Origin of the sequence: Neisseria sp. HMSC070H10, from assembly GCF_001837635.1 — a bacterium.
Classification (GTDB): Bacteria; Pseudomonadota; Gammaproteobacteria; order Burkholderiales; family Neisseriaceae; genus Neisseria; species Neisseria subflava_A.
On record NZ_KV833364.1, the window covers coordinates 9884 to 35772 of the forward strand.

24 protein-coding genes and 1 pseudogene are annotated in these 25889 nt (G+C 49.7%); 9 read left to right on the forward strand and 16 right to left on the reverse strand.

The features are described 5' to 3' along the window. Positions 1-108 precede the first annotated feature (108 nt). The 6 genes and pseudogenes from HMPREF2606_RS03035 to rpmE all read right to left on the reverse strand — a co-directional run bounded on the left by HMPREF2606_RS03035 (position 109) and on the right by rpmE (position 5429). Positions 109-543 (reverse strand): hypothetical protein, encoded by a 435-nt coding sequence (locus tag HMPREF2606_RS03035; RefSeq protein ID WP_283122336.1) that lies wholly within the window; start codon positions 541-543, stop codon positions 109-111. 347 nt (positions 544-890) lie between these two features. Next, positions 891-1076, reverse strand: a pseudogene (locus HMPREF2606_RS11105) (septum formation inhibitor Maf); the annotation flags it as partial. Positions 1077-1693: 617 nt separating this feature from the next. Next, the gene (locus tag HMPREF2606_RS03045) at positions 1694-2170 is read right to left on the reverse strand and encodes an SMI1/KNR4 family protein (RefSeq protein WP_070712056.1); all 477 of its coding nucleotides are present in this window, start codon (positions 2168-2170) and stop codon (positions 1694-1696) included. A gap of 113 nt (positions 2171-2283) precedes the next feature. Beyond that, positions 2284-3171, reverse strand: coding sequence for a hypothetical protein (locus tag HMPREF2606_RS03050; protein WP_225905452.1), 888 nt, complete (start codon positions 3169-3171; stop codon positions 2284-2286). 148 nt (positions 3172-3319) lie between these two features. Continuing rightward, the gene (locus tag HMPREF2606_RS03055; protein ID WP_070712058.1) at positions 3320-4978 is read right to left on the reverse strand and encodes an ArnT family glycosyltransferase; all 1659 of its coding nucleotides are present in this window, start codon (positions 4976-4978) and stop codon (positions 3320-3322) included. Between the two features lie 235 nt (positions 4979-5213). Further along, positions 5214-5429, reverse strand: a complete 216-nt coding sequence (rpmE, locus tag HMPREF2606_RS03060; RefSeq protein ID WP_003681847.1) for a 50S ribosomal protein L31 — start codon at positions 5427-5429, stop codon at positions 5214-5216. 281 nt (positions 5430-5710) lie between these two features. Between rpmE and HMPREF2606_RS03065 the strand changes: the two genes are divergently transcribed. After that, positions 5711-6244: an acyltransferase gene (locus HMPREF2606_RS03065; RefSeq protein WP_070583988.1), complete on the forward strand. Its 534-nt coding sequence runs from the start codon at positions 5711-5713 to the stop codon at positions 6242-6244. A 62-nt stretch (positions 6245-6306) separates the two neighbouring features. Here HMPREF2606_RS03065 and HMPREF2606_RS03070 read toward each other — a convergent pair whose 3' ends face one another. The 4 genes from HMPREF2606_RS03070 to HMPREF2606_RS03085 form a co-directional block, all read right to left on the reverse strand. Further along, positions 6307-6771, reverse strand: a complete 465-nt coding sequence (locus HMPREF2606_RS03070) for a four-helix bundle copper-binding protein (RefSeq protein ID WP_070583986.1) — start codon at positions 6769-6771, stop codon at positions 6307-6309. Between the two features lie 300 nt (positions 6772-7071). Next, positions 7072-7500 (reverse strand): hypothetical protein, encoded by a 429-nt coding sequence (locus tag HMPREF2606_RS03075; RefSeq protein WP_049329449.1) that lies wholly within the window; start codon positions 7498-7500, stop codon positions 7072-7074. A gap of 8 nt (positions 7501-7508) precedes the next feature. Continuing rightward, a complete protein-coding gene (locus tag HMPREF2606_RS03080; protein ID WP_070461158.1) occupies positions 7509-8024 on the reverse strand; it encodes an outer membrane protein assembly factor BamE in 516 nt (171 codons plus the stop codon). Between the two features lie 459 nt (positions 8025-8483). Continuing rightward, complete coding sequence (locus tag HMPREF2606_RS03085) at positions 8484-9122, reverse strand: MBL fold metallo-hydrolase (protein WP_070583984.1); 639 nt, start codon at positions 9120-9122, stop codon at positions 8484-8486. 111 nt (positions 9123-9233) lie between these two features. Between HMPREF2606_RS03085 and HMPREF2606_RS03090 the strand changes: the two genes are divergently transcribed. Beyond that, positions 9234-10040: a DNA ligase gene (locus HMPREF2606_RS03090; protein WP_070461150.1), complete on the forward strand. Its 807-nt coding sequence runs from the start codon at positions 9234-9236 to the stop codon at positions 10038-10040. Positions 10041-10111: 71 nt separating this feature from the next. On the opposite strand, the gene HMPREF2606_RS03095 is transcribed toward HMPREF2606_RS03090, so the two are convergent. Together HMPREF2606_RS03095 and HMPREF2606_RS03100 are read right to left on the reverse strand one after the other, a co-directional pair. Then, on the reverse strand, positions 10112-10762 hold the full coding sequence (locus tag HMPREF2606_RS03095) for an HAD-IA family hydrolase (RefSeq protein ID WP_070583982.1): 651 nt from the start codon (positions 10760-10762) through the stop codon (positions 10112-10114). 10 nt (positions 10763-10772) lie between these two features. Further along, positions 10773-11759: an RluA family pseudouridine synthase gene (locus HMPREF2606_RS03100; RefSeq protein ID WP_070583980.1), complete on the reverse strand. Its 987-nt coding sequence runs from the start codon at positions 11757-11759 to the stop codon at positions 10773-10775. Positions 11760-12274: 515 nt separating this feature from the next. Between HMPREF2606_RS03100 and HMPREF2606_RS03105 the strand changes: the two genes are divergently transcribed. Then, entirely contained in the window at positions 12275-15169 is a 2895-nt protein-coding gene (locus HMPREF2606_RS03105; protein WP_070712059.1) for an Rne/Rng family ribonuclease, read from the forward strand. Positions 15170-15421: 252 nt separating this feature from the next. On the opposite strand, the gene mscL is transcribed toward HMPREF2606_RS03105, so the two are convergent. After that, on the reverse strand, positions 15422-15865 hold the full coding sequence (gene mscL, locus HMPREF2606_RS03110) for a large conductance mechanosensitive channel protein MscL (RefSeq protein ID WP_070712060.1): 444 nt from the start codon (positions 15863-15865) through the stop codon (positions 15422-15424). A gap of 448 nt (positions 15866-16313) precedes the next feature. Beyond that, the gene (fabI, locus tag HMPREF2606_RS03115) at positions 16314-17102 is read right to left on the reverse strand and encodes an enoyl-ACP reductase FabI (protein ID WP_003679651.1); all 789 of its coding nucleotides are present in this window, start codon (positions 17100-17102) and stop codon (positions 16314-16316) included. Between the two features lie 208 nt (positions 17103-17310). Here fabI and ppk1 point away from each other — a divergent pair, with 208 nt between their 5' ends. Continuing rightward, on the forward strand, positions 17311-19368 hold the full coding sequence (gene ppk1, locus HMPREF2606_RS03120) for a polyphosphate kinase 1 (RefSeq protein WP_070843296.1): 2058 nt from the start codon (positions 17311-17313) through the stop codon (positions 19366-19368). 102 nt (positions 19369-19470) lie between these two features. Then, a complete protein-coding gene (locus HMPREF2606_RS03125) occupies positions 19471-21486 on the forward strand; it encodes a prolyl oligopeptidase family serine peptidase (RefSeq protein ID WP_070843297.1) in 2016 nt (671 codons plus the stop codon). A 248-nt stretch (positions 21487-21734) separates the two neighbouring features. On the opposite strand, the gene HMPREF2606_RS03130 is transcribed toward HMPREF2606_RS03125, so the two are convergent. Then, the gene (locus tag HMPREF2606_RS03130) at positions 21735-21908 is read right to left on the reverse strand and encodes a DNA topoisomerase (RefSeq protein ID WP_079454256.1); all 174 of its coding nucleotides are present in this window, start codon (positions 21906-21908) and stop codon (positions 21735-21737) included. On the opposite strand from HMPREF2606_RS03130, the gene HMPREF2606_RS03135 reads away from it, so the two are divergent. Further along, the gene (locus HMPREF2606_RS03135) at positions 21907-22122 is read left to right on the forward strand and encodes an aminotransferase class IV (protein WP_207798647.1); all 216 of its coding nucleotides are present in this window, start codon (positions 21907-21909) and stop codon (positions 22120-22122) included. The genes HMPREF2606_RS03130 and HMPREF2606_RS03135 overlap by 2 nt on opposite strands. Before the next feature lie 67 nt (positions 22123-22189). On the opposite strand, the gene HMPREF2606_RS03140 is transcribed toward HMPREF2606_RS03135, so the two are convergent. Beyond that, positions 22190-23659, reverse strand: coding sequence for a DUF389 domain-containing protein (locus HMPREF2606_RS03140; RefSeq protein WP_070843298.1), 1470 nt, complete (start codon positions 23657-23659; stop codon positions 22190-22192). A 184-nt stretch (positions 23660-23843) separates the two neighbouring features. On the opposite strand from HMPREF2606_RS03140, the gene HMPREF2606_RS11240 reads away from it, so the two are divergent. From HMPREF2606_RS11240 to fabF, 3 genes are all read left to right on the forward strand, one after another. Continuing rightward, the gene (locus HMPREF2606_RS11240; RefSeq protein WP_265511057.1) at positions 23844-23969 is read left to right on the forward strand and encodes a hypothetical protein; all 126 of its coding nucleotides are present in this window, start codon (positions 23844-23846) and stop codon (positions 23967-23969) included. Positions 23970-24229: 260 nt separating this feature from the next. After that, positions 24230-24466 (forward strand): acyl carrier protein, encoded by a 237-nt coding sequence (acpP, locus tag HMPREF2606_RS03145; RefSeq protein ID WP_003679644.1) that lies wholly within the window; start codon positions 24230-24232, stop codon positions 24464-24466. Positions 24467-24628: 162 nt separating this feature from the next. Further along, positions 24629-25876 (forward strand): beta-ketoacyl-ACP synthase II, encoded by a 1248-nt coding sequence (fabF, locus tag HMPREF2606_RS03150; protein WP_070843351.1) that lies wholly within the window; start codon positions 24629-24631, stop codon positions 25874-25876. The last annotated feature ends 13 nt before the right edge of the window (positions 25877-25889 follow it).

Here is a 25889-nt window from a genome sequence, read left to right on the forward strand (position 1 = left end):
TCAGACGGCCTCTTAGCTCAAACCTTGAGAACCGTATGCGTGCGTTCCATGCACATCCTACTTGTTGAGTTTAGATTTCATATGGGCTACGGCTTACTAATTTATGATTTATCTATATTCCTGATATCTAATAGAATTATATAAAATACCATTCTTATCAAAAATAGGTAATAATTTAATCAAATACCAGTTAACATCAACTATGTCTTTACCAAAATTTTTAATATTAATGGTGATGCTAAATGAGAATTCAAAATTAGGGAAAAATAAAACTTGTCCACCAATATTGGTGTCAGCCCATGTTATTGAAAATCCGATTACTTCATCTAAATTGCTTTTTATTCTTAAAAAATTTAAAATTTCTTTTTCTGACATAGAAGCTGAATTCCAATCATAGTCTTTATCGCCAAGTGGTAAGTAAACAAAATTTCCATCATCTAGAAAACTCCAACCTCCATACAATAAGCATTCTAGTATTTCATAACGAGAAAATTTTTTATTATTCATGGATAAATCAATATCTAAATTTACACTTCTTGACATTTTTAAATCTCCTATAACTTTTAATATTCAAAATATTTAATACCTTTTTTGTTCAAAAATTCTTTAACATGTTTGGGGATTGGTGTATTTGAATGTAATTCATATGTTGCTCCATTTTTTGTTGCAATTTTCAGTCTATCACCCATATCTGATTTAAATCTTTCGAATTTTTGAGGTGTAGAAGTGTGATCTCTCCAGAAATTACCAGATTTGGCTTCATACCAACGATTGATTGTAATAGCACCGTCAAACTCTCTCACTCCCATTTTAAAGCTTCCATTTCCTCCATGAAATTTAACTAACCAATCTTCAAATTCTTTTCCGATTAGCCCAGATGGACCTCTGCTTAATTTCTTAATTTCTTTTTTTATTTGAGCATGTTGGTTAAAGTTGCTGTTTTTATTTCCGTTTCTTATTTCCTGAACATTTTTCTCCACCTGCTCACGAGTTGTCAATTTATTAAGCTTCCTATCAACCTCCCATCTCGGTTTTGCATCAGACACAGGCTTAGCCTTAGGCATACCGGCTCCTGATTTACCCACACTGAACAAATCTATAGAAAACTGAACATATTCCGCAGCTTGCTCCGACAACCCCAACTGCTTCAAGGTCTGGACTGTAATCGTCGGTCGTTGCTCGCTGGCTTTTTTTCCGAAGTTTTTCGTCCCAGTAATGACATGATCGTAGGAAGACGTTACACCAACCAAAGCGGCGGCACAGCCTAAGCCGAAAGTCTCGGCACAAGATCCGCCTCCAGTTACACTGGAAAGCACAACCCCCAAACTGCCCGAAACGATTTCAGCTCCGGGTTTGACGTAGCGATGTAGGATGCTTTTGTCTTCCGCATCCAGCTTTTCATATTCGGCCTTTAGGTAGTCGGGCACCCAATCGGGATGTCGGTTTAGATAGCCTATGGATTCGTTTTTCAAGTCCTTAAACCGACTGTCAAAGTGTTTATCTTGGATAAATTCGGTGATGCGTCCTACATTTTGATGACATTCGGTAATTCTTCCTTTGGAACTACATTCATGCTTGACTTGCTCTTTTATGACGGAATAAATTTTAAGAGCTGTCTGTTCGTCCTTCTTTAAGGCCGCTGATTTCAGACGATCTTTTTAATTTAGTTGGGTTTTCAACTCAACCTACACACTTAATCTGAAAGTTCATATAGCATATCCAAAAAGGCATCAAAACTATCTGCAATATGGCTAGTTACCATTTTTGTATCTCCATTCTCATCTTCATAAAAATCATCATGATACATCAGAATGATACATGGATTTTCATTGCATTTTCTATAATCAAAACAGATATAATCGCCATTAGCTGAAATCCCAAAAGCAATCACTTTTTTTGCATACCCATATTCATTATCAATACATGAATAGCTATAAATATCTTCATAGCCTAAATTTTGCTTATACCCTAAAAATGAAATGTCCCTTTCATCATTTTCACCGTATTGATTGACAAAATTGAAAATATTTTCTTTAGGGTATAAATAGTCATGTTTACTAAGAAGTGATACATATGAAACAGGAAAAACGACCCCTATATCTTCAGCAAATTGTTGAATTGTTCTTATTGGAACCAATCCCTCATCTGATAATATTGATAGTTTTCTCATTTTTACTGACCTTTCTTTAACGATTTTTGACCAGTATGCCTAACAGCTTTATGAATACTATTAGGAATTAACTGCATATTATAAAGAGGCGGGCAAATATGCCCGCCTTGTTTTTAATATTTCTGCAAACCTTCTACCTTGATTTCTTTGGCATTGGCATGGATGAAGGCTTGAGTCGCTTTCATCGTGGCTTGAATACGCGGATCGTTCCAGCGCACGATTTGGTTGTTTTCATCGCGCTTGTCCGACCAGATAATCACGCCGTCGGTGTATTTTTTGCTGATTTCGAGCATTTTGCGCCAGCGGACGGGGTCGATGAACTGCTTGAAATAAGGGCTGTTGGTGGCCGAATAATATTGCGGCCAGATGTAGCCGATGATTTTTTTGTTGGGAAAGCGTTGATGAATGTCGTCAACGGCGGTTTTCACGTCTTTTTCCCATTGCACCAAATCGGGGGAAGTGATGTAGAACACAGGATTGGCATAGTCGCTGATGGCGGCGGTGGGCACGCGGCGTTTGCTGACTTGCCGCCATTTGGCCAAGATGGCTTCGTTGTCAACGTTGGGGCGGTAGTGGCGGATGCCGTGCAGGTGTTCGGAAGGCATGCCGTAGTTGCTGATGAAGGCGCGCGGGTTTTCTTCTCTGAAGATTTGGTACATCCGCGCAAAGTCGGTTCTTAATTCGTCGGGGGTCAGCAGTTGGCCGTCTTTTTCGGCAAACCAGCTTTCGATGTCGGTGGAAATGGTGCGGTAGCCTTCGCGGCGCGATTGTTTGGCCAATTCACGGATACGCGCTTCGTTGAGTACGCCGTGTTTGCGTTTGCCCGTCGGATCGGGTTTGACCAGCTCGCTTTCGTAAACCAAGAACACTTTGGAGAGTTTGTCGGCAGTAAGGTCGGGTTTGCCGACATAGTCCATGCGGTCGTAGATAATGAAATCTTTGGCATGGGCGGAGAGGGCGGTTAATAAGAGGACGAGGGGCAAAAGGCGGTTGGGTTTCATGTTTTTAGGCAGATAAGGGAAAAGGGCCATTGTACGGGAAGCGGCGTTAAAGTAAGTCAAAGGCCGTCTGAAAGGATAAAAGTTCTTTCAGACGGCCTTTTATTTGAATGTAGCAGGAATATTCAGCTTTATGGCTAGTGTCACGGATTTATTGTGCCGCAGTTTTTTCCAGTAATAGGAAAGTCTCGGCTTTGTTACGCGGTCTTGCGCCTTGCCACAAGGTTTGCCAACCCGAAGGTGCGCCGATGTTGGCGGCTTGGCGGATGAGGCGGTAGCGGCAGGACGGGTCGTCGGTCGTGGTTTTAATATGGCTGTATTGTGTCCACGCGATGCGTGTGCGCTGGTCTTGGCTGTCGATGTTGATACATTCGAGGCCGTCTGAAAGTTTCTGTTTCAATTCGGAAGAAAGCGCGGCTTCCATTTGGTGTACGACCGGCGCATGGCTTTTGGCGGCGTTGAGCCACGGTAAAAACAGGGTCATCAGCAAAGCCCAGGCCAAGGTAACGCCGGCTGCCCAGTTGGTTACGGCTTGGCGGCCACGGATGTTTTTACGCGTAATCGCCCAAAGCCATAACGGGGTAAACAGCAGGGCGACGGCCATCGGAATCGGGTCGATGTCGGGGATGTAATACGGGCTAAAATAGGCGGCGCGTTCGGCTAGTTTGGCGGGCCAGCCGTAGTTCATGGCGAAGAAGCCCAGCCACAGGAAGACGGCAATGAAACCGAATGCCATGATGCCGAACCAGTTGATAAATGCCACTGCACCGCGACGCAGGCCGTCCAGTTGTGCCGCGCCGAGTAGGGCGAGTGGCGGCAACAGCCAAACGAGGTTGTCTTGCAGGCGTTGCGGATTGATGGCGAGTAGGGCTGTCATGATAATCAGCCACGACAGGCTCAGAATGCCCCAGTTTTTATCGTGGATACGCGTGCGGCTGAGCGTCCATGCCGCCAGCGGCCAAGCAGGCAGGGCAAACCACAGCAGGTTTTTCAGATAATAGGGCAGGTTGAAGGCCGTCTGAATCTGATGGAAACCGCCGAATACGCCTAAGGAATAATGGTTGAACCAAATATCAAACCATTCGGGATGGGTTCTGGATAAAACCAGCGGATACAGAATCAGCAGGGGCAGGGAAACGACGATGGTGCCAATCAGAGTCAGCAGATAGCGTTTGCTTTGCCAAGTGGAATGGAACGACAGGGCAAGTGCCAAAAAAATCATGGCTGCGGTCAGCAGATAGCCTGAGGAGAGGGAGAGTAAAACCCAGCCGCCGCACAACAGCAAAATGGCAATAATGACGCGGCGGCGTGCCAGTGAGAAGCCGCACAGAATCAATCCAAATGCAGCAAAGACGGCCGACATGGGATTGAGGAAGTGGGCGATGGGCAGTAAACCGATGCTGCCGATAAGGATTAAGACAACACTGCGGCCATGGTGTCTGCCGAGAAAGTTGAAACCGGCAAAACCGCAGGCGGTCAGTCCGATGGCGGTGAATACCACGCCGGCAAAACGCGCGGCATCATAGGCATCGGCTGCCCAAGGTGAAAACAGGGTTTGGAATGCGGTTGCCGCCCATAAAAAAGCAGGGGAGATGGTGAAATCGGGTTGGCCGAAGATTTGTGCAATTAACAGGCTGCCGCCGTTTTTCATGGATTCGGAGGCGGTAAAGAGGGAGGGTTCGGCAGGGTTCCACAAGTCATGCGAGAACACGCCCGGCCACAGCCAGGCAAAGGCCATCAGCAGCAGAAGCCATGGTTTTTCATGGGTTTTTTGGGGGCGGCGCGGATCGGGCGGTGTGTAAGTCAGCATGGAAGGTCAAAAAACGGTTGATTTGAATAGCAATGGTACAGGGTTTGACGGGTTTGCGCGATATGCCGGACTGGAGGGCTTTGTAAAACAATGCTTACGGCTCGTTTTTATCGGGTGTTTGGAATGATATGGTATTCGGTTGACGACAAAAAGCTCAGGCCGTCTGACAGAAATATTTCAGACGGCCTGAATGCAAAAAAGACTGCACGAAGCAGTCTTTTTGACAAAGCGGCAATTAGCGTTTGAACAGGTTGCCGAATTTGTTGTTGAATTTGTCCACACGACCGGTAGTGTCGACGATTTTTTGAGTACCGGTGTAGAAAGGGTGGCACAGAGAGCAAACCTCAACGTTGAAGCTGTCTTTTTCCATTGCAGATTTGGTCACGAATTTGTTGCCGCAAGAGCAGGTAACGTTGATTTCGTGGTAGTTCGGGTGAATACCTTGTTTCATTTGATTTCCTTTCGATTAAGCGGGCACAGGGGTTTTGCCTGTACTTCAGTTAAGCGTGGAATTTTCGCTATTTTTGGCTGTTTCGTCAAGAGGATATTTTGTATGCAGGGTAGTTTCGCAACAGAAGAGAACAGTTTAGAATAGAATATCGAACCAAATATTATGCGATCAGATTGTAATCTAACTGAAAAGAGGATGTAAAACCTCCTCTAGATGTGAAACTTTAAGAAGAATAATAGTCTGAATAATATTTACGCTTGTACGAACAGGAGACGGAATCAATGTGGAAAAAGATATTGACGTGCATTTTGCGTGTTTTGGGAGGAGTGTTGCCCCCGTCTTATTGCAAACCATTCGGCAGAATTGCGCAAAAATTCCGTGTTGCTTTGGCTGCGTGTATTTCTCCAAACATCGGTAAAAACGTCAATATTGAAAAAGGCGGATACGTCTTTCCGGATACGGTAGTCGGCGACAATTCGGGTATCGGCGTAAATTGCGAAATCTGCCGCGGTTTGACCCTCGGCAAGAACGTGATGATGGGGCCGGAATGCCTGTTTTATTCGACCAACCACAAATTCAACCCTGAAACCCGCCGCTTCGAAGGTTATACAGATATCAGCCCGATTGTGATTGAAGATGATGTTTGGATTGGCCGGCGTGCGATTATCATGGGCGGCGTTACCATCGGTAAAGGCGCGGTAATTGGTGCAGGTTCGGTGGTTACCAAAGATGTGCCGCCTTATTGCGTGGCTGCGGGCAACCCTGCGATTGTTCGGAAAAAACTGCTGGATGAGCAAGAGCTTGCAGCCGAATAGCGTAAACAAAATAGCAAAATAAAAGGCCGTCTGAATTTCAGACGGCCTTTTTTCAATAGTGCTTAAGCGGCAATTTTTTCGCATTCTTTAATGCAAGCCAAGCAAGATTCGTAGCAGGCTTTGCATTCAGCGTGGTGGCCGGCGTGTTCTTTGCAGGCGGCAGCACATTGTTTGCAGGCTTCGATGCACACTTTTGCCAAAGATGGGGTCAGGCGTGAATTTTGGGCAGCGAGGTTTTGCAAGGTGCCGCACAGTGCCAACATTTGGTTAACGCCGGTTGCGCAGTCTTTCATGGAAGTATCACCGGAGCTCAACAGAGTGATGCAGTGAGTCAGGCAGATTTGACCGGCTTCAACGCAATGTGCGGCCGCTTTGCGCGCAGCTTCGTAGGCGCGCGGTGCAGAATGCGCGTGACCAGCATGACCGGCGTGGTGTGCATGACCTGCATGGTCGTGAGCACGGGCAAAAGAAGCGGCGGCGGTGAGAGAGACAGCAGCGGCGCTGCCGATAAATTGACGACGGTTCATAAGATAGAGTCCTTTTTGTGTTGTTAAATAATATTACGAATGATTAAGTCTATTCGATAACAAGAGGTTAACATATTCTTTGTTTGTAAACAATAAAGGCTGCCTGAACTTTTAGGCGGACTTTCTTTTAGATTTACGCGTTAGGTTGATAGAGTTTTCTTTTTCTGAATCAGCAGCCTCAACGAAGTTGCCGTGCCATCAAGACTGTATCAGTATAGCCAGTCATAAAGGTTTTACGAATAAAAAGAAAAGGCCGTCTGAAAAATTTTCAGACGGCCTTTATTCAAACTAAAGCCTACATCAGATGACTTCTAAAATGAAATACTGACGCAGTTTTTCGTACACATTATTCTGTACGTTGATACAACCATTGGTTATGATGCGGTCGGCCACATGAGGGGAGACGATGCGTTCCATGCGTCTTTCCTGTGGCTTGAGCGTCCATACCCTGTGTAACGCAAACAGAAAGTCATTTTCTTCTTTGAAGCCGATAACCTCGCCACCGTAACCCGGTTTGCTGGTCATCATCGGCGTCATATTGAATTTGCCTTTCGGCGTGGTCTTGCCAATCAGTACCGGATGGCACTGACCGTCGTCGGCAAAGCAAAGCTCCGCCTTAGCTGTATTGACCACAACTTTTTTACGCTGGATATAGTCGCTGACAGCATCGGCAGCGGCCAAAGAATTCAGACCTGCTGCCAAGGCTATACCCAATAGGATCCGTTTCAAATTTGTCCTTATTGACGGATGCGGTTAGGAGCTTCTTTAATGATCTCGCGGATGATCACTTGAGGCTCTTGTTTAGGTGTAGGTGCTGGAGGAGGACATACGGCATCTTTAGGGAATACTGGATTCCAGAAGAAGCTGCGTGCAAATTTGTCTTTGTCGTAGATCACTTTGTATTGGCAAGTAGTGATGCCTTCAACGCCAGAAGTGTTTTCAGGGTCAACGCCTACGCCTGGGGTGTAGAAGTGGAACAGGTAGTCCCATTCACGCACGCCAACCATGCCTTCGTCGTAGTGAGGACGGCCGAGGATTTTGTAGATGTCGTCTTTGGTTAGACCAGGACGCATTTGATCCAGCTCGTCAAAAGTCGGGAATGTACCGCGGTCTTTGTTGAAGGTCAGGGAGTAAGGTTTAGGGAAGCGTGGCTCGTCTGTAGTGCCTTCAGGAGTGATTTTGCTCTTAGTAGCACAGGCGGCCAGCAGGCCGGTAGCCAGCAGGACGAAACCTACTTTTGCGATTTTTTTCATTTGATAATCCTTTTATTGATTTTACCGGCCGAACTTTTCAGACGGCCTGTTAGTGCCGGCAGCGAGTTTGCCGGTTTACCCAAATAATGTTGTGCTTCTTAAAGATGTACCCGACGGTTTGACAAACAGAACATCGGCACATTCCGGCAGGGCATTGCGCCTCATCTCCGTTGTATTCGCCTGAATCGGCAGAGCCGTTCAGACGGCCTGACTGACATTTATTGTCACTTTGTAACAATTTCACTTCGAGTAAGGCTTGGGGTTTAGAGATGTCCGGTTTTCGATAAATCAGGTTGTATTGCGTAATACCTTGTTATCTTTGTGCTTTAGTTCTTTTTGGCATTTGCCGGAGATTAGGTACTTAATCTTTCGGGTGTTATCCCTGCAAATTGTATGCCAGTTTTCTTTTATACGCATAATCTGAGTATGCCAAAATGTTGGCTTTATACAAAATTCATATTAGCGAACCAGAAACGGATTGTACCTTTTCTCATGCCCGATACTGGTCATACGGCCGTGTCCGGCTATAACTTGCGTGGTTTCGGGCAGGGTTAATAGTTTAGCGCAGATATTGTTTATGAGATCATCATGATTGCCGCGTGGAAAATCTGTGCGACCGACAGTCTCATAAAATAAAACATCGCCTGCGACTAAAAGTTCATTTTCGGCGTTGTAAAAAACGACTTGGCCGGGAGTGTGGCCGGGAATGTGGAGGACTTGGAAGCTGTGATTGCCGACCTTGAGCGTTTCCCCTTCTTCCAGCCAGCATGTCGGCGTGAATGACGGAGAAACAGGGAAGCCGTATTGCGCCGTCGTTTGCGGAAGGGCTTGGAGCAGGAATTCGTCGTCTTTGTGCGGGCCGAGAACGGGTACGTCGCAGGTTTTCAAAAGCTCAACCACGCCGCCTGCGTGGTCAAGATGGCCGTGGGTCAGCCAAATGGCGGTCAGCTTGAGGCCTTTGTTTTGGACTTGTTGCAATAAATAGGGTACGTCGCCGCCGACATCGGTCAAAACGGCTTCTTTGGTTTCGTCATCCCAAATCAGCGTGCAGTTTTGACGGAAAGGGGTAACGGCGTTGATTTCAAATTGGAGTGCCATGGGTGTTCCTGGGAAAGGCTTATTTAATGTTGTTTACGTTTCAGACGGTCTTTTGTTATTATGCACATATAATAAAAAGCAAGTCTGGAAAAGTGTCTTATGAATAATGTAATGCGAACCATGATACCGATTTTTGCGGCTTCTTTCATCTCTGCGGCGTTTGGTGCAGATTTGTTGTTGGCGCAGGAATATAAAAATCAAGATATTGCCGGTTGGGCCATGAGTGAAAAGTTGGATGGCGTACGCGCGTATTGGGACGGCAGGCAGCTGGTCAGTCGTCAGGGTTATGCGTTTACACCGCCCAAAGGTTTTACAGCAGGTTTTCCGCCGTTTCCGATGGATGGTGAGTTGTACAGCGGACGAGGGCGGTTTGAGCAAATTTCCGCGACGGTGCGTTCTGCCTCGGGAACTTGGGACGGCATCCGCTTGCATGTTTTTGATGTGCCACAGGCGCAGGGTAATCTGTATCAGCGTCTGGAAACGGCTTCGAAATGGCTGAAATCACACCCGTCGGCACGGTTTACGGTTATTCCGCAAGTCAAGGTGCGCGACAAACAGCATGCTTTGGATTTTTTGAAACAAGTTGAAGCGCTGGGTGGGGAAGGGGTGATGCTGCGTCAACCTGAAGCCCGTTATGCAAGCGGTAGAAATGGGCAGCTGTTGAAGCTGAAAAGTGAATATGATGATGAATGTACGGTAACGCGTCATTATGAGGGCAAAGGGCGCAATGTCGGGCGTTTGGGTGCGGTAGGATGCAAAAACCAATATGGCGAGTTTCGTATCGGCAGCGGTTTTAAGGATAAAGACCGCGACCATCCGCCGAAAATCGGTGCGCTGATTACTTACCGTTATCGTGGTTTTACGCAAAAGGGAACGCCGAAATTTGCAACATTTGTCAGGGTGCGCTCAGATCGATAAAACAAATTAAAGGCCGTCTGAAAGTAGGTTTCAGACGGCCTTTAATATAGATGTTGCATAACCTTTTATGCTTATAAGGTTTCCAATACATCAGGCAATTCGGCCAAGCTGTTGAGCATGGCAACATGGGGCATGGAGGAAAGCTGTTTGGCAGTGTGTGCGCCGGTGGTGACGGCGATGGCGCGGATTTTGGCGTTGGCGGCCATTTCTAGGTCGTGGGTGGTGTCGCCGACGACGACGGCCTCTTCCGGTTCAACACCCAGTCGGTCGCAGAGGGCGAGTACCATATCGGGCGCAGGTTTGGACGGATATTCGCTGGTGCAGGCGGTTTCCAGCCAAAAGGCTTGGGTGTCGGTTTGTGCGATGGCTTTGTCTAAGCCGCTTCGGCCTTTGCCGGTGGCGACGGCAAGCCAATATCCTTGTTGCTTCAGGCGTTGCAGGCAGGGCAGGGCTTCGGGGAACAGGGTCATGTTGCGGTTGTTGGGATTGAGGTAGTGCGCGGCATAGGTCTCAATCAGGGTCTCCTGAACGTGTTCGCTGACGTTGTGGGCAAGGCGGCGAATGATGCCGGACAGGCTGTATCCGATGAGCGGACGGATTTGGTCGACTTCGGGAACGGGTAGGCCGCAATCGGCAAAGCTTTGCTGAAAGGTGTGGATGATGGGGTTGGTGGTGTCGGCAAGTGTGCCGTCCCAGTCGAAAATAATGAGTTTGGGTTTCATGGGTTTCCTTTCAGACGGCCTTTTCCTGATTTTCCAACATTAAAACAAATTGCGCCAATTCTTGCGGCAGGGGGGCTTTCAGGATCAGTTTTTCGCCGGTCAGCGGATGGGCAAGGTGCAGCTCGGAGGCGTGCAGGAACATTCTTTTCAAACCGAGTTTCTGCAGGCGTTTGTTGGCTTGATAGTCGCCGTAGCGTTCGTCGCCGGCAATGGGGCAGTCTTGAGATTGCAGGTGGACGCGGATTTGGTGGGTACGGCCGGTTTTCAGTGTGGCTTCGACAAAGGTCAGGTCGGATAGGCCGACTTGGTGCAAAAGGCCGTCTGAAAAACGGTTTAACACGCGGAAGATGGTGTGGGCGGATTGGCCGTCTTCGCTGACGCGCACCATTTTTTCGCCTTGTGCGCCGGTGTATTTGAACAGGGGGAGCTTGACGTGGACGCGGTCGTTCGGCAGCCTGCCGACACCCAGCGCGAGATAGATTTTTTTCGGATGGTCGTTGCGGATGGCTTCGTGCAGTTTCACCAAGGCGCTGCGTTTTTTGGCAATCATCAAAAGGCCGCTGGTGTCTTTGTCGAGGCGGTGGACGAGTTCGAGATAACGCGCTTCGGGACGGGCGCGGCGGATTTGTTCGATGACGCCGAAACTCACGCCGCTGCCGCCGTGGACGGCAACGCCGGACGGTTTGTTGATGACCAAAAGCGCATCGTCTTCATAAACGATGTCAAATTCGCGCGCAGGCGCGGCCTGGCTTTCAGACGGCCTTTGTTTTTCGGCGATGCGTATCGGCGGAATGCGGACGGTATCGCCTGCCTGAATGCGGTTGTCGGGTTTGCAGCGTTTTTTGTTCAGCCGCACTTCGCCGGCGCGGATAATGCGGTGGATATGGCTTTTCGGGACGCCTTTGAGGATTTTTATCAGATAGTTATCAAGGCGTTGGCCTTCCTCGTGTTCGGCAACGGCAATCAGGCTGACTGAATCTTTGCGTATTGCGTGCATTTTCTCTATAATCCCAAACGTCCGTTTCGGGACTTGAACCTGCCATCGCATGCCGTCTGAAACGGATTTATTGTTAAAACGAGATTTTATATTAAAAACGCACTCCGCAAAGCATTTCCTTGTGTTTGTTCAAAGCCGGCAAACGCAATCCCGTAATTAAGTTTGAATTGAACCTGCCGTCCGGCCGGGCGTAAGACGCAGTCCGCGCAGCACCGTCCGAAATTACCGGCGCTACGATAATAAGAAGATGTAGGCTGCCTTAATTTTGTCCGAAGCATCAGCGTTCGGACGGCAGCGGAACCATCAACCTTTCCGCCGCATTGTTCTTTATTTCCTTCTTTATCCGAATCCGTCCGCACATGGCTTGAGCTCAAGCATGCAACCTTGCGGATTTCAAATCAAATACTGGTTACACGGGGATTTTCCCATCTCGCCTTTGAAGAGTGCCAACCGGACAGACAGGCCGTCTGAAAAAGATATTCACAAATCAAACGGCCGCTGTTCACGAGGTGACTATGAAAAGAATGTTATTCAACGCAACGCAGGCCGAAGAGTTGCGCGTTGCTATTGTCGATGGCCAAAACCTTTTGGACTTGGACATCGAAACGCTGGGTAAAGAACAGCGTAAAGGCAATATCTACAAAGGTATCATTACCCGCATCGAGCCGTCGCTGGAAGCGTGTTTCGTCGATTACGGAACCGACCGCCACGGCTTTTTGCCGTTTAAGGAAGTATCGCGTTCATATTTCCGCGACTACGAAGGCGGCAGGGCGCGTATTCAGGACGTGCTCAAAGAAGGCATGGAAGTTATCGTCCAAGTCGAAAAAGACGAACGCGGCAACAAAGGCGCGGCGCTGACCACCTTCATCAGCCTGGCCGGCCGCTATTTGGTATTGATGCCGAACAACCCGCGCGGCGGCGGCGTATCCCGCCGTATCGAAGGCGAAGAGCGTCAAGAGTTGAAAGCCGCCATGGCCGAACTCGATATTCCAAACGGCATGAGCATCATTGCCCGTACTGCCGGCATCGGCCGCAGCGCGGAAGAGTTGGAATGGGATTTGAACTACCTCAAGCAACTCTGGCAAGCCATTGAAGAAGCAGGCAAAGCGCATCATGACCCTTACCTGCTCTTTATGGAAAGCTCGCTGCTGATTCGTGCGATTCGCGACTATTTCCGTCCCGACATCGGCGAAATTCTGGTGGACAATCAAGAAGTTTACGACCAAGTTGCCGAGTTCATGAGCTATGTCATGCCGAGCAATGTAGGCCGTCTGAAACTCTATCAAGACCACACGCCGCTGTTCTCCCGCTTCCAAATTGAACACCAAATCGAAAGCGCGTTCTCACGCAGCGTCAGCCTGCCTTCCGGTGGCGCGATTGTGATCGATCACACCGAAGCCCTGGTTTCCATCGACGTCAACTCTGCGCGCGCCACACGCGGCTCGGACATCGAAGACACCGCGTTCAAAACCAATATGGAAGCCGCCGAAGAGGTTGCCCGCCAAATGCGCCTGCGCGACTTGGGCGGTTTGGTCGTCATCGATTTCATCGACATGGAAAACCCCAAGCACCAGCGCGATGTTGAAAACGTCCTGCGCGACGCGCTCAAAAAAGACCGCGCCCGCGTGCAAATGGGCAAACTTTCGCGTTTCGGCCTTTTGGAATTGAGCCGTCAACGTTTGAAACCGGCTTTGGGCGAAAGCAGCCATGTTGCGTGTCCGCGCTGTGCCGGTACCGGCGTCATCCGCGGCATCGAATCCACCGCCCTGCACGTTTTGCGCATCATTCAAGAAGAAGCAATGAAAGACAACACCGGTGAAGTACACGCACAAGTGCCTGTCGATGTTGCTACCTTCCTGTTGAACGAAAAACGCGCCGAGCTGTTTGCGATGGAAGAGCGTTTGGATGTGAACGTCGTCCTGATTCCAAATATCCACTTGGAAAATCCGCACTACGAAATCAACCGCATCCGCATTGATGACGTAGAAGAAGATGGCGAACCGAGCTACAAACGCGTCGCCGAGCCGGAAGAAGACGAATCCGCCAAACCTTTCGGCAGCGAAAAAGCCAAAGCTTCCCGTCCTGAGCCAGCTGTCAAAGGCGTGCGCCATACCCAGCCTGCACCGACTGTTGCCCCTGAGAAAAAAGCCTCTTGGTGGGACAGCTTCAAAGCTTGGTTGAAACGCATTTTCGGCGGTGAGCCTGCACCTGCCGCAGTTGCTCAAGAGCCTGCCGAAAAACGCACTACAACCAACCGCAGCCAAAACAGCAACCGCCGTTCAAACAGCCGCCGTCAAAATCCACGCCGCAACAACAAAAACGACGGCAGCAAAGTCGAAGTGCGCGAAGTGAATGCCGAAGCTGTCGACAGCAAGTTTGAAGAAAACAAATCAAACGAAAGCCGCAACGACGAGCGTAAAGACACCCGCCGCAACCGCAACCGTAACAACCGCCGAGATGATCGCAACAACGAGCGCAACAACGAGCGCAACCGTGTTGAGGAAGTGGTTGAAGACGTAAATGTTCAAGAAGTGGCTGCACTGGCTGAGATGCCGTCTGAAAACCAAGCGGAACAAAACGGCAATAAACGCCGCCGCAACAACAGTCGCAACGAGCGCAACCGTAATCAATCTGCGGAAAACCGTGTTGAGGACGTGAACGTTCAAGCCGATGGCGAACAGGCGCAAGTTGAAACGGACGACAATGCCCGCAGCGAAGAGGGTGTGAAAAACAACGGCCGTCAAGGACGTGAACGCAACAACCGTCAGCGCAACAATCGCAACGACCGCCGTTCCAACAGCAAAAAACGCAATATCCCGTCTTCAGCAAAAATCGAGCAATACCTGAACATTACCGATACCGCCGACAAAGTCCTCTTTGCCGTAGCGCATGTTTTGGGTTTGAATGAAACGGTTGAAGCTGCAAATGCGACATTGTCTTCTGAAAGCGATCAAGCCGAGCCGCTGGTGATTGTAGTATCCGAGCCTGAAGTGACCAGCGCAGAGCCATTCGTATTTGCGATTGAAAGCGAAGACGAGCCTGCCGTAGCGCAAACTGAAGGCGCTGATGCCGAACAAGCCCTGCTTGCATCTGCGGTCAGCAACGTCAAAGAAGCCATTTCTGCGGTATTGTCTCCGAATGCAACGGCTACTGTTACACCGGTTGAAGCACCAGCCGAAACTGTTGCCACACAAACTGAAACCGTAGCCGAAGCAGCGCCTGTTGCAATCGTTGTGCCTGAGAGCTTGGGCGATTTGATCTTCGTTGAAACTGATCCGCAAGCCGTTGCCGCTTTTGCCGCACAGCCACAACCTGAACCGGTTGCTAAAACACGCCGTTCGGATGTGCCTAAAGTAGAAGTGGAAGACGTAGCAGTCGAAATGATTTTGGTGGAAACACGCAAAGATTAAGATTGGTTTTCCAGTTAAAAGCCCGATGTTGAACGCATCGGGCTTTTTTATTGGCAAGGAGTTATGCTGCTCTTATTTTCTTTGTGTTTACCATGAGCGTTGCTTCATGGTTGAAAAAGCAGGATAGATTGCTGAGAAAGGGAAGGCATGGTTTTTTCAATAGGAAGGGCTTAAGGAAAAATGGTATGAGAAAAGCCGTCTGAAATGGTTTCAGACGGCCTTGGTTTGTGTGTGTATGTTTAGGTATTGTGATTAGTTTTTGTTCAGAGAGTCACGGATTTCGCGCAACAACAGAACTTCTTCGCTAGGCTCTGCTGGTGCTTCTTCAGCAGGAGCTTCGGCTTTTTTCACAGAGTTGATGGCTTTAACCACGCAGAAGATGGCAGCGGCGATGATCAGGAAGCTGATTACAGTGTTGATGAACAGACCGATGTTCAGGGTAACGGCACCGGCTGCTTGAGCAGCCGCCAGGTTGGCGTAACCAGCTTCAGGAGCGGCTTGTGCGCCGTCTTTCAGCGTGATGAACAGGTTGGAGAAATCAACGCCGCCGATCAACAGACCGATAGGAGGCATGATTACATCGTCAACTAATGATTTGACGATGCTGCTGAATGCTGTACCGACAACCATACCGACTGCGAGGTCGATCACGTTGCCACGCATAATAAATTCTTTAAATTCTGAAGCGATTGACATAATTAATCTCCTGTATGTGTTTGAGTCAAAATCAGATGTGATTCAATAAATCGGCAGGCATATTAACGCTTTATCGGTTAAGAAAAATTCATTAATGTTAAATTTTGTATTTTATGCCAAAAATGTCCTGCTTCTATGCCTTCTGTATGAAAAACAGGCCGTCTGAAATTTTTCTGTTACTTTTTTACACCACTTTTTATCAGCGGCTAAGTATCAGATAACATGAATGTTATCTTTAGAATCAATGCTCTATCTTGCCTTTTAAATGAGATGAAATGATAACGTTGTAATGTTATATGCATAGCACGTCAAGTCCTACTAAGAGTATGTTTCAAGCTTGTATTTGAATTTCAGACGGCCTTATTAGTTATGCCGTCATTCAAACCATAATGTAATGGCCATAAAAAACGCACTTTCATGATGAAAGTGCGTTTTGCGCGAAAACTGTTTAGTTCTCTTCGTCGTTCAGTGCGTTGATGCTGTAACCGCCGTCAACGTAGGTAATCTCGCCGGTGATGCCAGAAGCGAGGTCGGACAAGAGGAAGGCGGCTGTGTTGCCAACTTCTTCAGTGGTAACGTTGCGGCCCAATGGGTTGTGGGAAGCGACGTGGCCCAAGAGTTTGCTGAAATCGGCGATGCCGGAAGCAGCCAGGGTTTTGATCGGGCCTGCGGAGATGCCGTTGCAGCGGATGCCTTCTTTGCCCAGGCAAGCGGCAGTGAAGCGGATGCCGGCTTCGAGGCTGGCTTTGGCCATGCCCATAACGTTGTAGTTAGGAATGGCACGAACGGCGCCCAAGTAGCTCAGGGCAACGATTGCGGCGTTGCGGCCCTGCATCATCGGACGGGCGGCTTTTGCCAGTGCAGGCAGGCTGTATGCGGAGATTTCGTGAGCGGTGTTGAACGCTTCGCGGCTGATGCTGTCGAGGAAGTCGCCGCTCAAAGCTTCTTTAGGGGCGAAGCCGATGGAGTGAACCAAGCCGTCCAAGCCGTCCCAGTGTTTGCCCAAGTCAACGAAAACTTGGTTGATTTCGTCGTCGCTGGCAACGTCGCAGCGGAACACGAGTTCGGAGCCGAGTTCGGCAGCCATTTTACGGACGCGCTCTTCCAGTTTGTCGACAACATAAGTAAATGCCAATTCCGCGCCTTGTTCGCGGCAGGCTTTGGCGATGCCGTAAGCGATGGAACGCTCGGAGATCATGCCGGTAATCAGAATTTTTTTGCCTTGCAAAAAGCCCATTTTCTTATCCTTTAGCAGTGGTATTGCGGTTGCATTAAACTGCGCATTATAGCAAAAACCGCTGTTTCGGCATAGAAAACAACGGATAACCCTTTGTCTTGCCTCAAATAGGGATGAGGTTGTCTGCCGGGGCCGTCTGAAACCTGACGGAACGGCGGCAAAACGTTATACTTGATGGTGTTAATGACTGATGTTTCAGGAGTAAACCATGCCCGAGCAAAACCGCATTCTCTGCCGAGAACTCAGCCTGTTGGCGTTTAACCGCCGTGTACTGGCTCAGGCGCAGGATACGAAAGTTCCTTTGTTGGAGCGTTTGCGTTTTTTGTGCATCGTGTCTTCCAATTTGGACGAATTTTTTGAAGTCCGCATGGCGTGGTTGAAACGCGAAAACAAACTGCGTCCGCATCAACTGCTCGACAACGACAAAACCGCAGCCGAAACCATTGAGGCGGTGGCAAAAGAGGCGCAGGCGCTGATCCGCGAGCAATATGATTTGTTTAATAATGTGCTTCAGCCCGAACTTGACCGTGCAGGCATCCATTTTTACCGCCGCCGCAATTGGACGGCCACGCAAAAGAAATGGATTGAAAACTATTTCGACAACGAGCTTTTGCCCATTCTCACCCCCATCGGCCTCGATCCGTCACACCCGTTTCCTCGCCCGTTAAATAAATCGCTTAATTTCGCCGTCGAACTCGAAGGCACGGATGCGTTCGGCCGGCCGTCTGGTATGGCGATTGTGCAGGCTCCGCGCATTTTGCCGCGCGTCGTCCCCATGCCGTCTGAAATTTGCGGCGGCGATGCAGGTTTTGTGTTCTTGTCTTCGATTTTGCACGCCCATGTCGGCAAACTCTTTCCCGGCATGAAGGTTAAAGACTGTCATCAGTTCCGCCTTACGCGCGACAGCGATTTGACGGTTGATGAAGAAGATTTGAAAAACCTGCGTGCCGCGATTCAAAACGAGTTGCACGACCGCGAATACGGCGATGGCGTGCGCTTGGAAGTGGCGGACACTTGTCCGGCGCATATTCACGACTTCCTGCTTGCCCAGTTCAAGCTGACTTCTGCCGAGCTGTATCAGGTCAAAGGTCCGGTTAATTTGGTGCGCCTCAATGCCGTCCCGGATTTGGTGGACAGGCCGGATTTGAAGTTTCCGCCGCGCAACGCAGGCCGTCTGAAAGCCTTACGCAAAAACGGCTCCGTATTCAAACTGGTCAAACAGTCGCCGATCTTGCTGCACCACCCGTATCAGTCTTTCGATCCGGTTGTCCAAATGATACGCGAAGCCGCTGCCGATCCGGATGTGTTGGCCGTCAAAATGACCATCTACCGTACCGGCAGCAATTCCGAGCTTGTGCGCGCATTGATGAAGGCCGCGCTGGCTGGCAAACAGGTTACCGTCGTGGTCGAACTGATGGCGCGTTTTGACGAAGCCAATAACGTCAACTGGGCGAAGCAGCTGGAAGAGGCGGGCGCGCACGTCGTGTACGGCGTATTCGGCTACAAAGTCCATGCCAAAATGGCTTTGGTTATCCGCCGCGAAGACGGCGTGCTCAAGCGTTATGCACACCTCGGTACCGGCAACTACCACCAAGGCACATCGCGCATTTACACCGACTTCGGTATCATCACCGCCGACGAACAAATCACTGCCGATGTGAATACTTTGTTTATGGAAATCACAGGCTTGGGCAAGCCGGGCCGTCTGAACAAGCTCTATCAAAGCCCGTTTACCCTGCACAAAATGGTCATCGACCGCATCAAGCAGGAAACCGAACACGCCAAAGCAGGCAAACCGGCGCGGATTACCGCCAAGATGAATTCCCTCATCGAGCCGAGCGTAATTGATGCGCTGTATCAGGCCAGCGCGGCAGGCGTGCAAATCGACCTGATTGTGCGCGGTATGTGTACTTTGCGCCCGGGTGTAAAAGGCTTGTCCGAAAACATCCGTGTCCGCTCCATTATCGGCCGCCAACTCGAACACTCGCGCGTGTATTGCTTCCATAACAATGGTGCAGACGATACCTTTATCTCCAGCGCCGACTGGATGGGTCGCAACTTTTTCCGCCGCATTGAAGTCGCCACGCCGATTACCACGCCCGAACTCAAAGAACGCGTGATCTGCGAAGGTTTGGAAATGGCCTTGGAAGACAATACCCAGGCTTGGCTGATGCAGCCTGACGGCAGCTACGTCCGCACCCAGCCGCAAGACGGCGAGCCTGCGTTTGGTTTGCAGGAAGGTTTGTGGAAAATATACGGACGTTAAATTGAATAATGTCTTAGGCCGTCTGAAATGCAGGTTTCAGACGGCCTTTTTTGATTTTGCCGTTATAATTCCGTTTCCCAATCTTTCAGACGGCCTTTTCCTATGAAATCTTACCCCGATTCCTATCTCCATTTTGAAAACCTCGAATCTCCCGAAACGCAAGATTTTGCCGCCGCGGCGCATGCCGAAACGCGTGCGCGTTTTTTAGAAAACGACAAAGCGCGCGCATTGTCCGACGGCATTTTGGCGCAGTTGCAGGACACGCGGCAGATTCCGTTTTGTCAGGAACACCGCGCGCGGATGTACCATTTCCATCAGGACGCAGAATATCCGAAGGGTGTGTACCGCGTATGTACGGCGGCGACTTACCGTTCTGGCTATCCTGAGTGGAAAATCCTGTTTTCGGTGGCGGATTTCGACGAGTTGCTCGGCGACGATGTGTATTTGGGCGGCGTGTCGCACTTGGTGGAAAAGCCCAACCGCGCGTTGTTAACACTGAGCAAATCGGGCGGCGATACGGCGTACACGCTGGAAGTGGATTTGGAAGCAGGGGAGTTGGTAGAAGGCGGTTTTCACTTTCCGGCAGGTAAAAACCATGTGTCGTGGCGCGATGAAAACAGCGTATGGGTGTGTCCGGCTTGGGACGAACGCCAGTTGACCGAATCGGGTTATCCGCGCGAAGTGTGGCTGGTGGAGCGTGGTAAGAGTTTCGAGGAAAGCCTGCCGGTGTATCAAATTGCCGAAGACGGCATGATGGTGAACGCGTGGCGTTATCTCGATCCGCAGGGTTCGCCGATTGATTTGATTGAAGCGTCGGACGGTTTTTACACCAAAACCTATTTGCAGGTCTCAGCCGAAGGCGAGGCGAAACCGTTAAACCTGCCCAACGATTGCGACGTAGTCGGCTATCTGGCGGGACATCTTTTGCTGACGCTGCGCAAGGACTGGAACCGCGCGAACCAAAGCTATCCGAGCGGCGCATTGGTGGCAGTAAAATTAAACCGCGGCGAATTAGGCGCGGCGCAGCTTTTGTTTGCGCCCGATGAAACGCAGGCATTGGAAAGCGTGGAAACGACCAAGCGTTTTGTCGTGGCGAGCCTGCTGGAGAACGTACAAGGCCGTCTGAAAGCATGGCGCTTTACCGACGGCAAATGGCAGGAAGTCGAACTGCCGCGCCTGCCTTCGGGTGCGTTGGAAATAACCGACCAGCCGTGGGGCGGCGACGTGGTTTACCTTGCCGCCAGCGATTTCACCACGCCGCTGACGCTGTTTGCGCTGGATTTGAACGTGATGGAACTGACCGTCATGCGCCGTCAGCCGCAGCAGTTTGATTCAGACGGCATTAACGTACAGCAGTTTTGGACGACTTCGGCCGACGGCGAGCGCATTCCTTATTTCCACGTCGGCAAAAACGCCACGCCCGACACGCCGACTTTGGTTTATGCCTATGGTGGTTTCGGCATTCCCGAATTGCCGCATTATCTGGGTAGCGTTGGCAAATATTGGCTGGAAGAGGGCAATGCCTTTGTGTTGGCAAACATCCGCGGCGGCGGCGAATTTGGCCCGCGCTGGCATCAGGCGGCGCAGGGAATCAGCAAACACAAAAGCGTTGATGATTTATTGGCAGTCGTGCGCGATTTGTCCGAACGCGGCATGAGTTCGCCCAAACACATCGGTTTGCAGGGCGGCAGCAACGGCGGCCTGATTACCGCCGCCGCCTTCGTGCGCGAACCGCAAAGCATCGGCGCGCTGGTGTGCGAAGTACCGCTGACCGACATGATCCGTTATCCGCTGCTGTCCGCCGGTTCAAGTTGGACGGACGAATACGGCAATCCGCAGAAATACGAAGTCTGCAAACGCTGGCTGGGCGAATTGTCTCCGTATCACAATCTTTCAGACGGCATCGATTATCCGCCTGCGCTCATTACCACCAGCCTCAGCGACGACCGCGTCCATCCCGCCCACGCGCTCAAGTTCTATGCCAAACTACGTGAAACCTCGCCGCAATCTTGGCTCTACGCTCCAGACGGCGGCGGCCATACCGGCAACGGCACGCAACGCGAATCCGCCGACGAACTTGCCTGCGTATTGCTGTTTTTGAAAGAGTTTTTGGGGTAGAAGCAAGCAACAGGACTGACCGTTTTGTAAATTTGAGAAACAAAATACTCTTGTTTCGGCAAGTGAAAAGAAGGCCGTCTGAAAAACGAATATTAAAGTTTTTCAGACGGCCTTCTTTTCTTTTAACTTTCAACATATCCCGATAAAATGGACACTTTGTAAGTGATCATTGATGGAAGACGCAATTATGGCAACCGAACCGAAAAATTATACACGATTTAGAAAATAATTTCAAACAAAACAATATATTAAAACTCAAACAAATCTTTTCCGAAGTCTTTTGCGAAGACCAAATCGACTTTGAGAAACTCAAACTCGTCCTTGGCGCAGAAAACCTTGCCGGTGTGGGCGAACGTTATCAACTCGATGCTGTAGAAACTAGTAGCGTTGTTTACAGTATTTCCAGGAGAATACTGAAACATGAACATGCACAAAAACACCCGTCTCACCCCGTCTCTGGATTTGGATATCCTCAACGGCATCATGCGCCAAGCCGTGTTGCAGCAGCTGCAAACTTACTTGGGCGCGGACACCATCATCGAAACACACATCACCCGCGACATGCTCGAACGCGCAGAAAAAATCCGCCTCTCCAACGCCTTGAGAGGCGTGTTTGAGGCGGATTTGGTGTACTAGGACAATCAATGATTTCTCGGAAATGGATAAAGCCTGAAGGCGATTATTCGTTAGACGATTTATCTGTCTAAGACGATTTATCTGTCTGAGACGATTTATCTGTCTGAGACTTGTGCGTTTGCAATATGCGCACTACCTTACCCTCATAACGCTGGCGTAACCACGCCTGTATCCGCTCGTAATCTTTGGCAGGTAGTGGCTGCTCCAATTCGAGAGAGACAACGACGATATCGTCATATGTATCTGTCTTCGGTTCTGCGTTTTTTTGGCTTTCAGACTGTTCGGAAACAGGCGTTGTTTGCGCTTTATCCCAAGCCAAGCCGCGTCCGACAACGATTTTTTCCGCTTCCGGATATTGGGCTTTTAATTCCTTAAGTACCGCTGCATCGTCGATATCGGAGGCTTTGCCTGCCAGTACGGTATCGATATAGGCCTGTTGCTCTTTCAGCTCATTTTGCTGCTGAACCGAGTTGTTTTGGCTTGCCAGCAATTCTTCGATTTTGGCATTGTTCCCTCCCGCATAGACCACGTTGACCTTCGGCGCTTTCACACCTGACGCTTCAAGGCTTTTCACCAGCAAGGCGGAAATTTTCTCGGCATTGCCCGTTCCATTGACAATCAGATCGACTTTATTTTCTCTATAGTTCAACATCTTACGCAGCACGAAAAAACCTTCCTGTTGCTTCGTAGTGGCAATGGCGGCATTGGCTCTGGTGTTGAAGATTTCCTGACGCACCAGTCCTGATGCCATATAGCCGCTCGGAATCATGACAGCAAGTACGACGGCAGTAATAATGATGCTGTGCAACCGGCGTTTGGATTCCTTTACCAACCCCCTGCGCGGCAGCTTGAGCAGCTTGGAAAACAACAAGGTCGCAAAAGCGATGAATACGCAGTTGATGGCAAAAAGATATGAAGCACCGAGAAAGTAGTGCCAGTTGCCATGTGCCAGTCCGTAGCCCGCAGTACACAGGGGTGGCATCAATGCGGTAGCAATCGCCACACCCGGTATGGCATTGCCTCCCTCTTTTCGGGTCAGCGCCACAATACCCGCACTACCGCCGAAGAAGGCAATCAACACATCCCAAAGGGTCGGCTGAGTACGCGCCAAAATCTCGCTTTGCGCCTCTTTAAGCGGGGTTAACAGGAAATACAACGTAGCGGTAATCAAGCTGATGACGACGAATATAATAATATTGCGCACGGCTTGACGGATCAGCGCAGTATCCCCTACCGCTAAACCGTAACCCATACCTACAATCGGCCCCATCAACGGCGAAATCAACATCGCGCCGATCACTACCGCCGTGCTGTTTACATTCAGACCGATACTCGACACAGCAATGGCAAACATCAATACCCACATATTGGTTCCGGTCACCCGAGTATTGGCGCGGATGGTGGCATCGATCTTATCGGGATGAGCTTGGTCATGCGTAAGATTGAACACATCTTGCAGCCTGGTAATGGAGCCACTGTCTTCTTGTTCCTGCTTTTCTTGTATTTCCTGATTTTTACTTTTTCCCTGATCTTGCATGTGCATATCCTAAAGTTTTAACATCTAATTCATAAAGAATTTTTGAGTAATGAAATAATGCCTTGCCATTACGGCTAAATCTGACAGGCACACTTCCCACAGTATATAATATATTAGCATACGTCCACAAACTTCCTCCGTTAGATGAAGGAAGGGAAAAGTTGCCGTTACAGCAAGCCGTAACGTGGGCTTTACCCACGAGATGAATGCCAAAATGAAAGTCTATGTGACTGTTGTCGGATTTAGTTGTTGGATGGTGGATTTCGTGGGCAAAGCCCACGCTACTTGGGTTATCCCAAATCTGCCTTGATTGAATAAAAGGTCGTCTGAAAACGGGGAAATCAGTTTTCAGACGACCTTTCCGCTTATTAACTTATTGATACCAAGGAAAAACAAATTCCCGCTTGTAGGTTAAAATCAGCATATGCTAATATGCGCAACAACAGGTTTTTCCAGAATAATCTGTGCTAAAATGCAGGATTAGATGGAAAACTCTATCCGAATTCGGTACAATACCGACGAATTATTTCCCTTAAACAACCTGCCGCAAGGCGAAAAGGAACGACTGACATGTCAAACATCGAACAACAAGTTAAAAAAATTGTTGCTGAACAACTGGGCGTAAACGAAGCCGAAGTGAAAAACGAATCTTCTTTCCAAGACGATTTGGGTGCTGACTCTCTGGACACCGTAGAACTGGTGATGGCTTTGGAAGAAGCTTTCGGCTGCGAAATCCCTGACGAAGACGCTGAAAAAATCACTACCGTACAATTGGCTATCGACTACATCAACGCCCACCAAGGCTAATCGGTCGCACCAAACATCCAGCCTCTGCTGCGCCATCGCAATAGGGGCTTTTACCTTATTATTAAACCCCTGAAATTTCAGACGGCATGAGTTTTGCCTGTTTTCACGAAGAAAAAGAGCAAGGCTGCCGCGAAAATCCCGACAACCAACAGCGAGATTATCATGAGTCAGAGAAGAGTAGTCATCACAGGTCTTGGCCAAGTATCACCGGTTGGCAACGACGTCGCCACCGCATGGAGCAATCTGCTCGCAGGCAAAAGCGGCATCGGACGGATTACCCGCTTTGACGCATCCGACATCAACAGCCAAATCGCCGGCGAAGTGCGCGATTTCGACATCGGCCAATACATCAGCGCGAAAGAAGCGCGCCGCATGGATGTGTTCATCCACTACGGTATCGCCGCCGCCCTGCAAGCTATCAACGATTCAGGCTTGAATGATTTGGAAACCCTCGACAAAGACCGCGTCGGTGTCAACATCGGTTCCGGTATCGGCGGCCTGCCGAGCATCGAAGCGACCGGTAAAGCCGTTATCGAAGGCGGCGCGCGCAAAATCAATCCTTTCTTTATTCCCGGTTCGCTGATTAACCTGATTTCCGGCCACGTCACCATTCTCAAAGGCTACCGCGGCCCGAGCTACGGTATGGTTTCTGCCTGTACGACCGGTGCACACTCCATCGGTGACTCTGCACGACTGATTAAATACGGCGACGCAGATGTGATGATTGCCGGTGGTGCAGAAGGTGCGATCAGCACTTTGGGCGTTGGCGGTTTTGCTGCCATGAAGGCACTTTCCACCCGAAACGATGACCCTGCTACCGCTTCCCGTCCGTGGGACAAAGGCCGTGACGGTTTCGTTATCGGCGAAGGCGCTGGCGTGCTAGTGTTGGAAGAATTGGAACATGCGAAAAAACGCGGTGCGAAAATTTATGCCGAAATCGTCGGCTTCGGTATGAGCTCCGATGCCTACCACATTACCGCGCCTAACGAAGAAGGCCCTGCATTGGCCGTTACCCGTGCGCTGAAAGATGCCGGCCTGAATCCTGAAGACGTGGATTACGTCAACGCACACGGTACGTCCACTCCGCTGGGCGATGCCAACGAAACCAAAGCCCTCAAACGCGCTTTGGGCGATCATGCGCGCAAAGTCATTGTTAACTCCACCAAATCTATGACCGGCCACTTGCTCGGCGCGGCCGGCGGCGTGGAAGCGTTGTACAGCGTGTTGGCAGTACACGAGCAAAAATCTCCACCGACCATCAACATCTTTGAACAAGACGTTGAAGCCGGTTGCGATTTGGACTACTGCGCCAACGAAGCACGCGATGCGAAAATCGACGTTGCCATCTCCAATTCCTTCGGCTTTGGCGGTACCAACGGCACATTGGTATTCAAACGCTTCAAAGACTGATAGAAGGTTTTAA

Excerpts from the sequence above, each read along its gene's own strand:
- HMPREF2606_RS03140 (WP_070843298.1), bottom strand. The coding sequence starts at position 23,659 with ATGCAAGATCAGGGAAAAAGTAAAAATCAGGAAATACAAGAAAAGCAG.
- HMPREF2606_RS03080 (WP_070461158.1), bottom strand. The coding sequence starts at position 8,024 with ATGAAAAAAATCGCAAAAGTAGGTTTCGTCCTGCTGGCTACCGGCCTG.
- HMPREF2606_RS03055 (WP_070712058.1), bottom strand. The coding sequence starts at position 4,978 with ATGCTGACTTACACACCGCCCGATCCGCGCCGCCCCCAAAAAACCCAT.
- HMPREF2606_RS03035 (WP_283122336.1), bottom strand. The coding sequence starts at position 543 with ATGTCAAGAAGTGTAAATTTAGATATTGATTTATCCATGAATAATAAA.
- HMPREF2606_RS03100 (WP_070583980.1), bottom strand. The coding sequence starts at position 11,759 with ATGCACGCAATACGCAAAGATTCAGTCAGCCTGATTGCCGTTGCCGAA.
- HMPREF2606_RS03045 (WP_070712056.1), bottom strand. The coding sequence starts at position 2,170 with ATGAGAAAACTATCAATATTATCAGATGAGGGATTGGTTCCAATAAGA.
- HMPREF2606_RS03105 (WP_070712059.1), top strand. The coding sequence starts at position 12,275 with ATGAAAAGAATGTTATTCAACGCAACGCAGGCCGAAGAGTTGCGCGTT.
- fabI (WP_003679651.1), bottom strand. The coding sequence starts at position 17,102 with ATGGGCTTTTTGCAAGGCAAAAAAATTCTGATTACCGGCATGATCTCC.
- rpmE (WP_003681847.1), bottom strand. The coding sequence starts at position 5,429 with ATGAAACAAGGTATTCACCCGAACTACCACGAAATCAACGTTACCTGC.
- acpP (WP_003679644.1), top strand. The coding sequence starts at position 24,230 with ATGTCAAACATCGAACAACAAGTTAAAAAAATTGTTGCTGAACAACTG.
- mscL (WP_070712060.1), bottom strand. The coding sequence starts at position 15,865 with ATGTCAATCGCTTCAGAATTTAAAGAATTTATTATGCGTGGCAACGTG.
- HMPREF2606_RS03085 (WP_070583984.1), bottom strand. The coding sequence starts at position 9,122 with ATGGCACTCCAATTTGAAATCAACGCCGTTACCCCTTTCCGTCAAAAC.
- HMPREF2606_RS03135 (WP_207798647.1), top strand. The coding sequence starts at position 21,907 with ATGAACATGCACAAAAACACCCGTCTCACCCCGTCTCTGGATTTGGAT.
- HMPREF2606_RS03070 (WP_070583986.1), bottom strand. The coding sequence starts at position 6,771 with ATGAACCGTCGTCAATTTATCGGCAGCGCCGCTGCTGTCTCTCTCACC.
- fabF (WP_070843351.1), top strand. The coding sequence starts at position 24,629 with ATGAGTCAGAGAAGAGTAGTCATCACAGGTCTTGGCCAAGTATCACCG.
- HMPREF2606_RS03125 (WP_070843297.1), top strand. The coding sequence starts at position 19,471 with ATGAAATCTTACCCCGATTCCTATCTCCATTTTGAAAACCTCGAATCT.
- HMPREF2606_RS03095 (WP_070583982.1), bottom strand. The coding sequence starts at position 10,762 with ATGAAACCCAAACTCATTATTTTCGACTGGGACGGCACACTTGCCGAC.
- ppk1 (WP_070843296.1), top strand. The coding sequence starts at position 17,311 with ATGCCCGAGCAAAACCGCATTCTCTGCCGAGAACTCAGCCTGTTGGCG.
- HMPREF2606_RS03050 (WP_225905452.1), bottom strand. The coding sequence starts at position 3,171 with ATGAAACCCAACCGCCTTTTGCCCCTCGTCCTCTTATTAACCGCCCTC.
- HMPREF2606_RS03090 (WP_070461150.1), top strand. The coding sequence starts at position 9,234 with ATGCGAACCATGATACCGATTTTTGCGGCTTCTTTCATCTCTGCGGCG.
- HMPREF2606_RS03130 (WP_079454256.1), bottom strand. The coding sequence starts at position 21,908 with ATGTTTCAGTATTCTCCTGGAAATACTGTAAACAACGCTACTAGTTTC.
- HMPREF2606_RS03065 (WP_070583988.1), top strand. The coding sequence starts at position 5,711 with ATGTGGAAAAAGATATTGACGTGCATTTTGCGTGTTTTGGGAGGAGTG.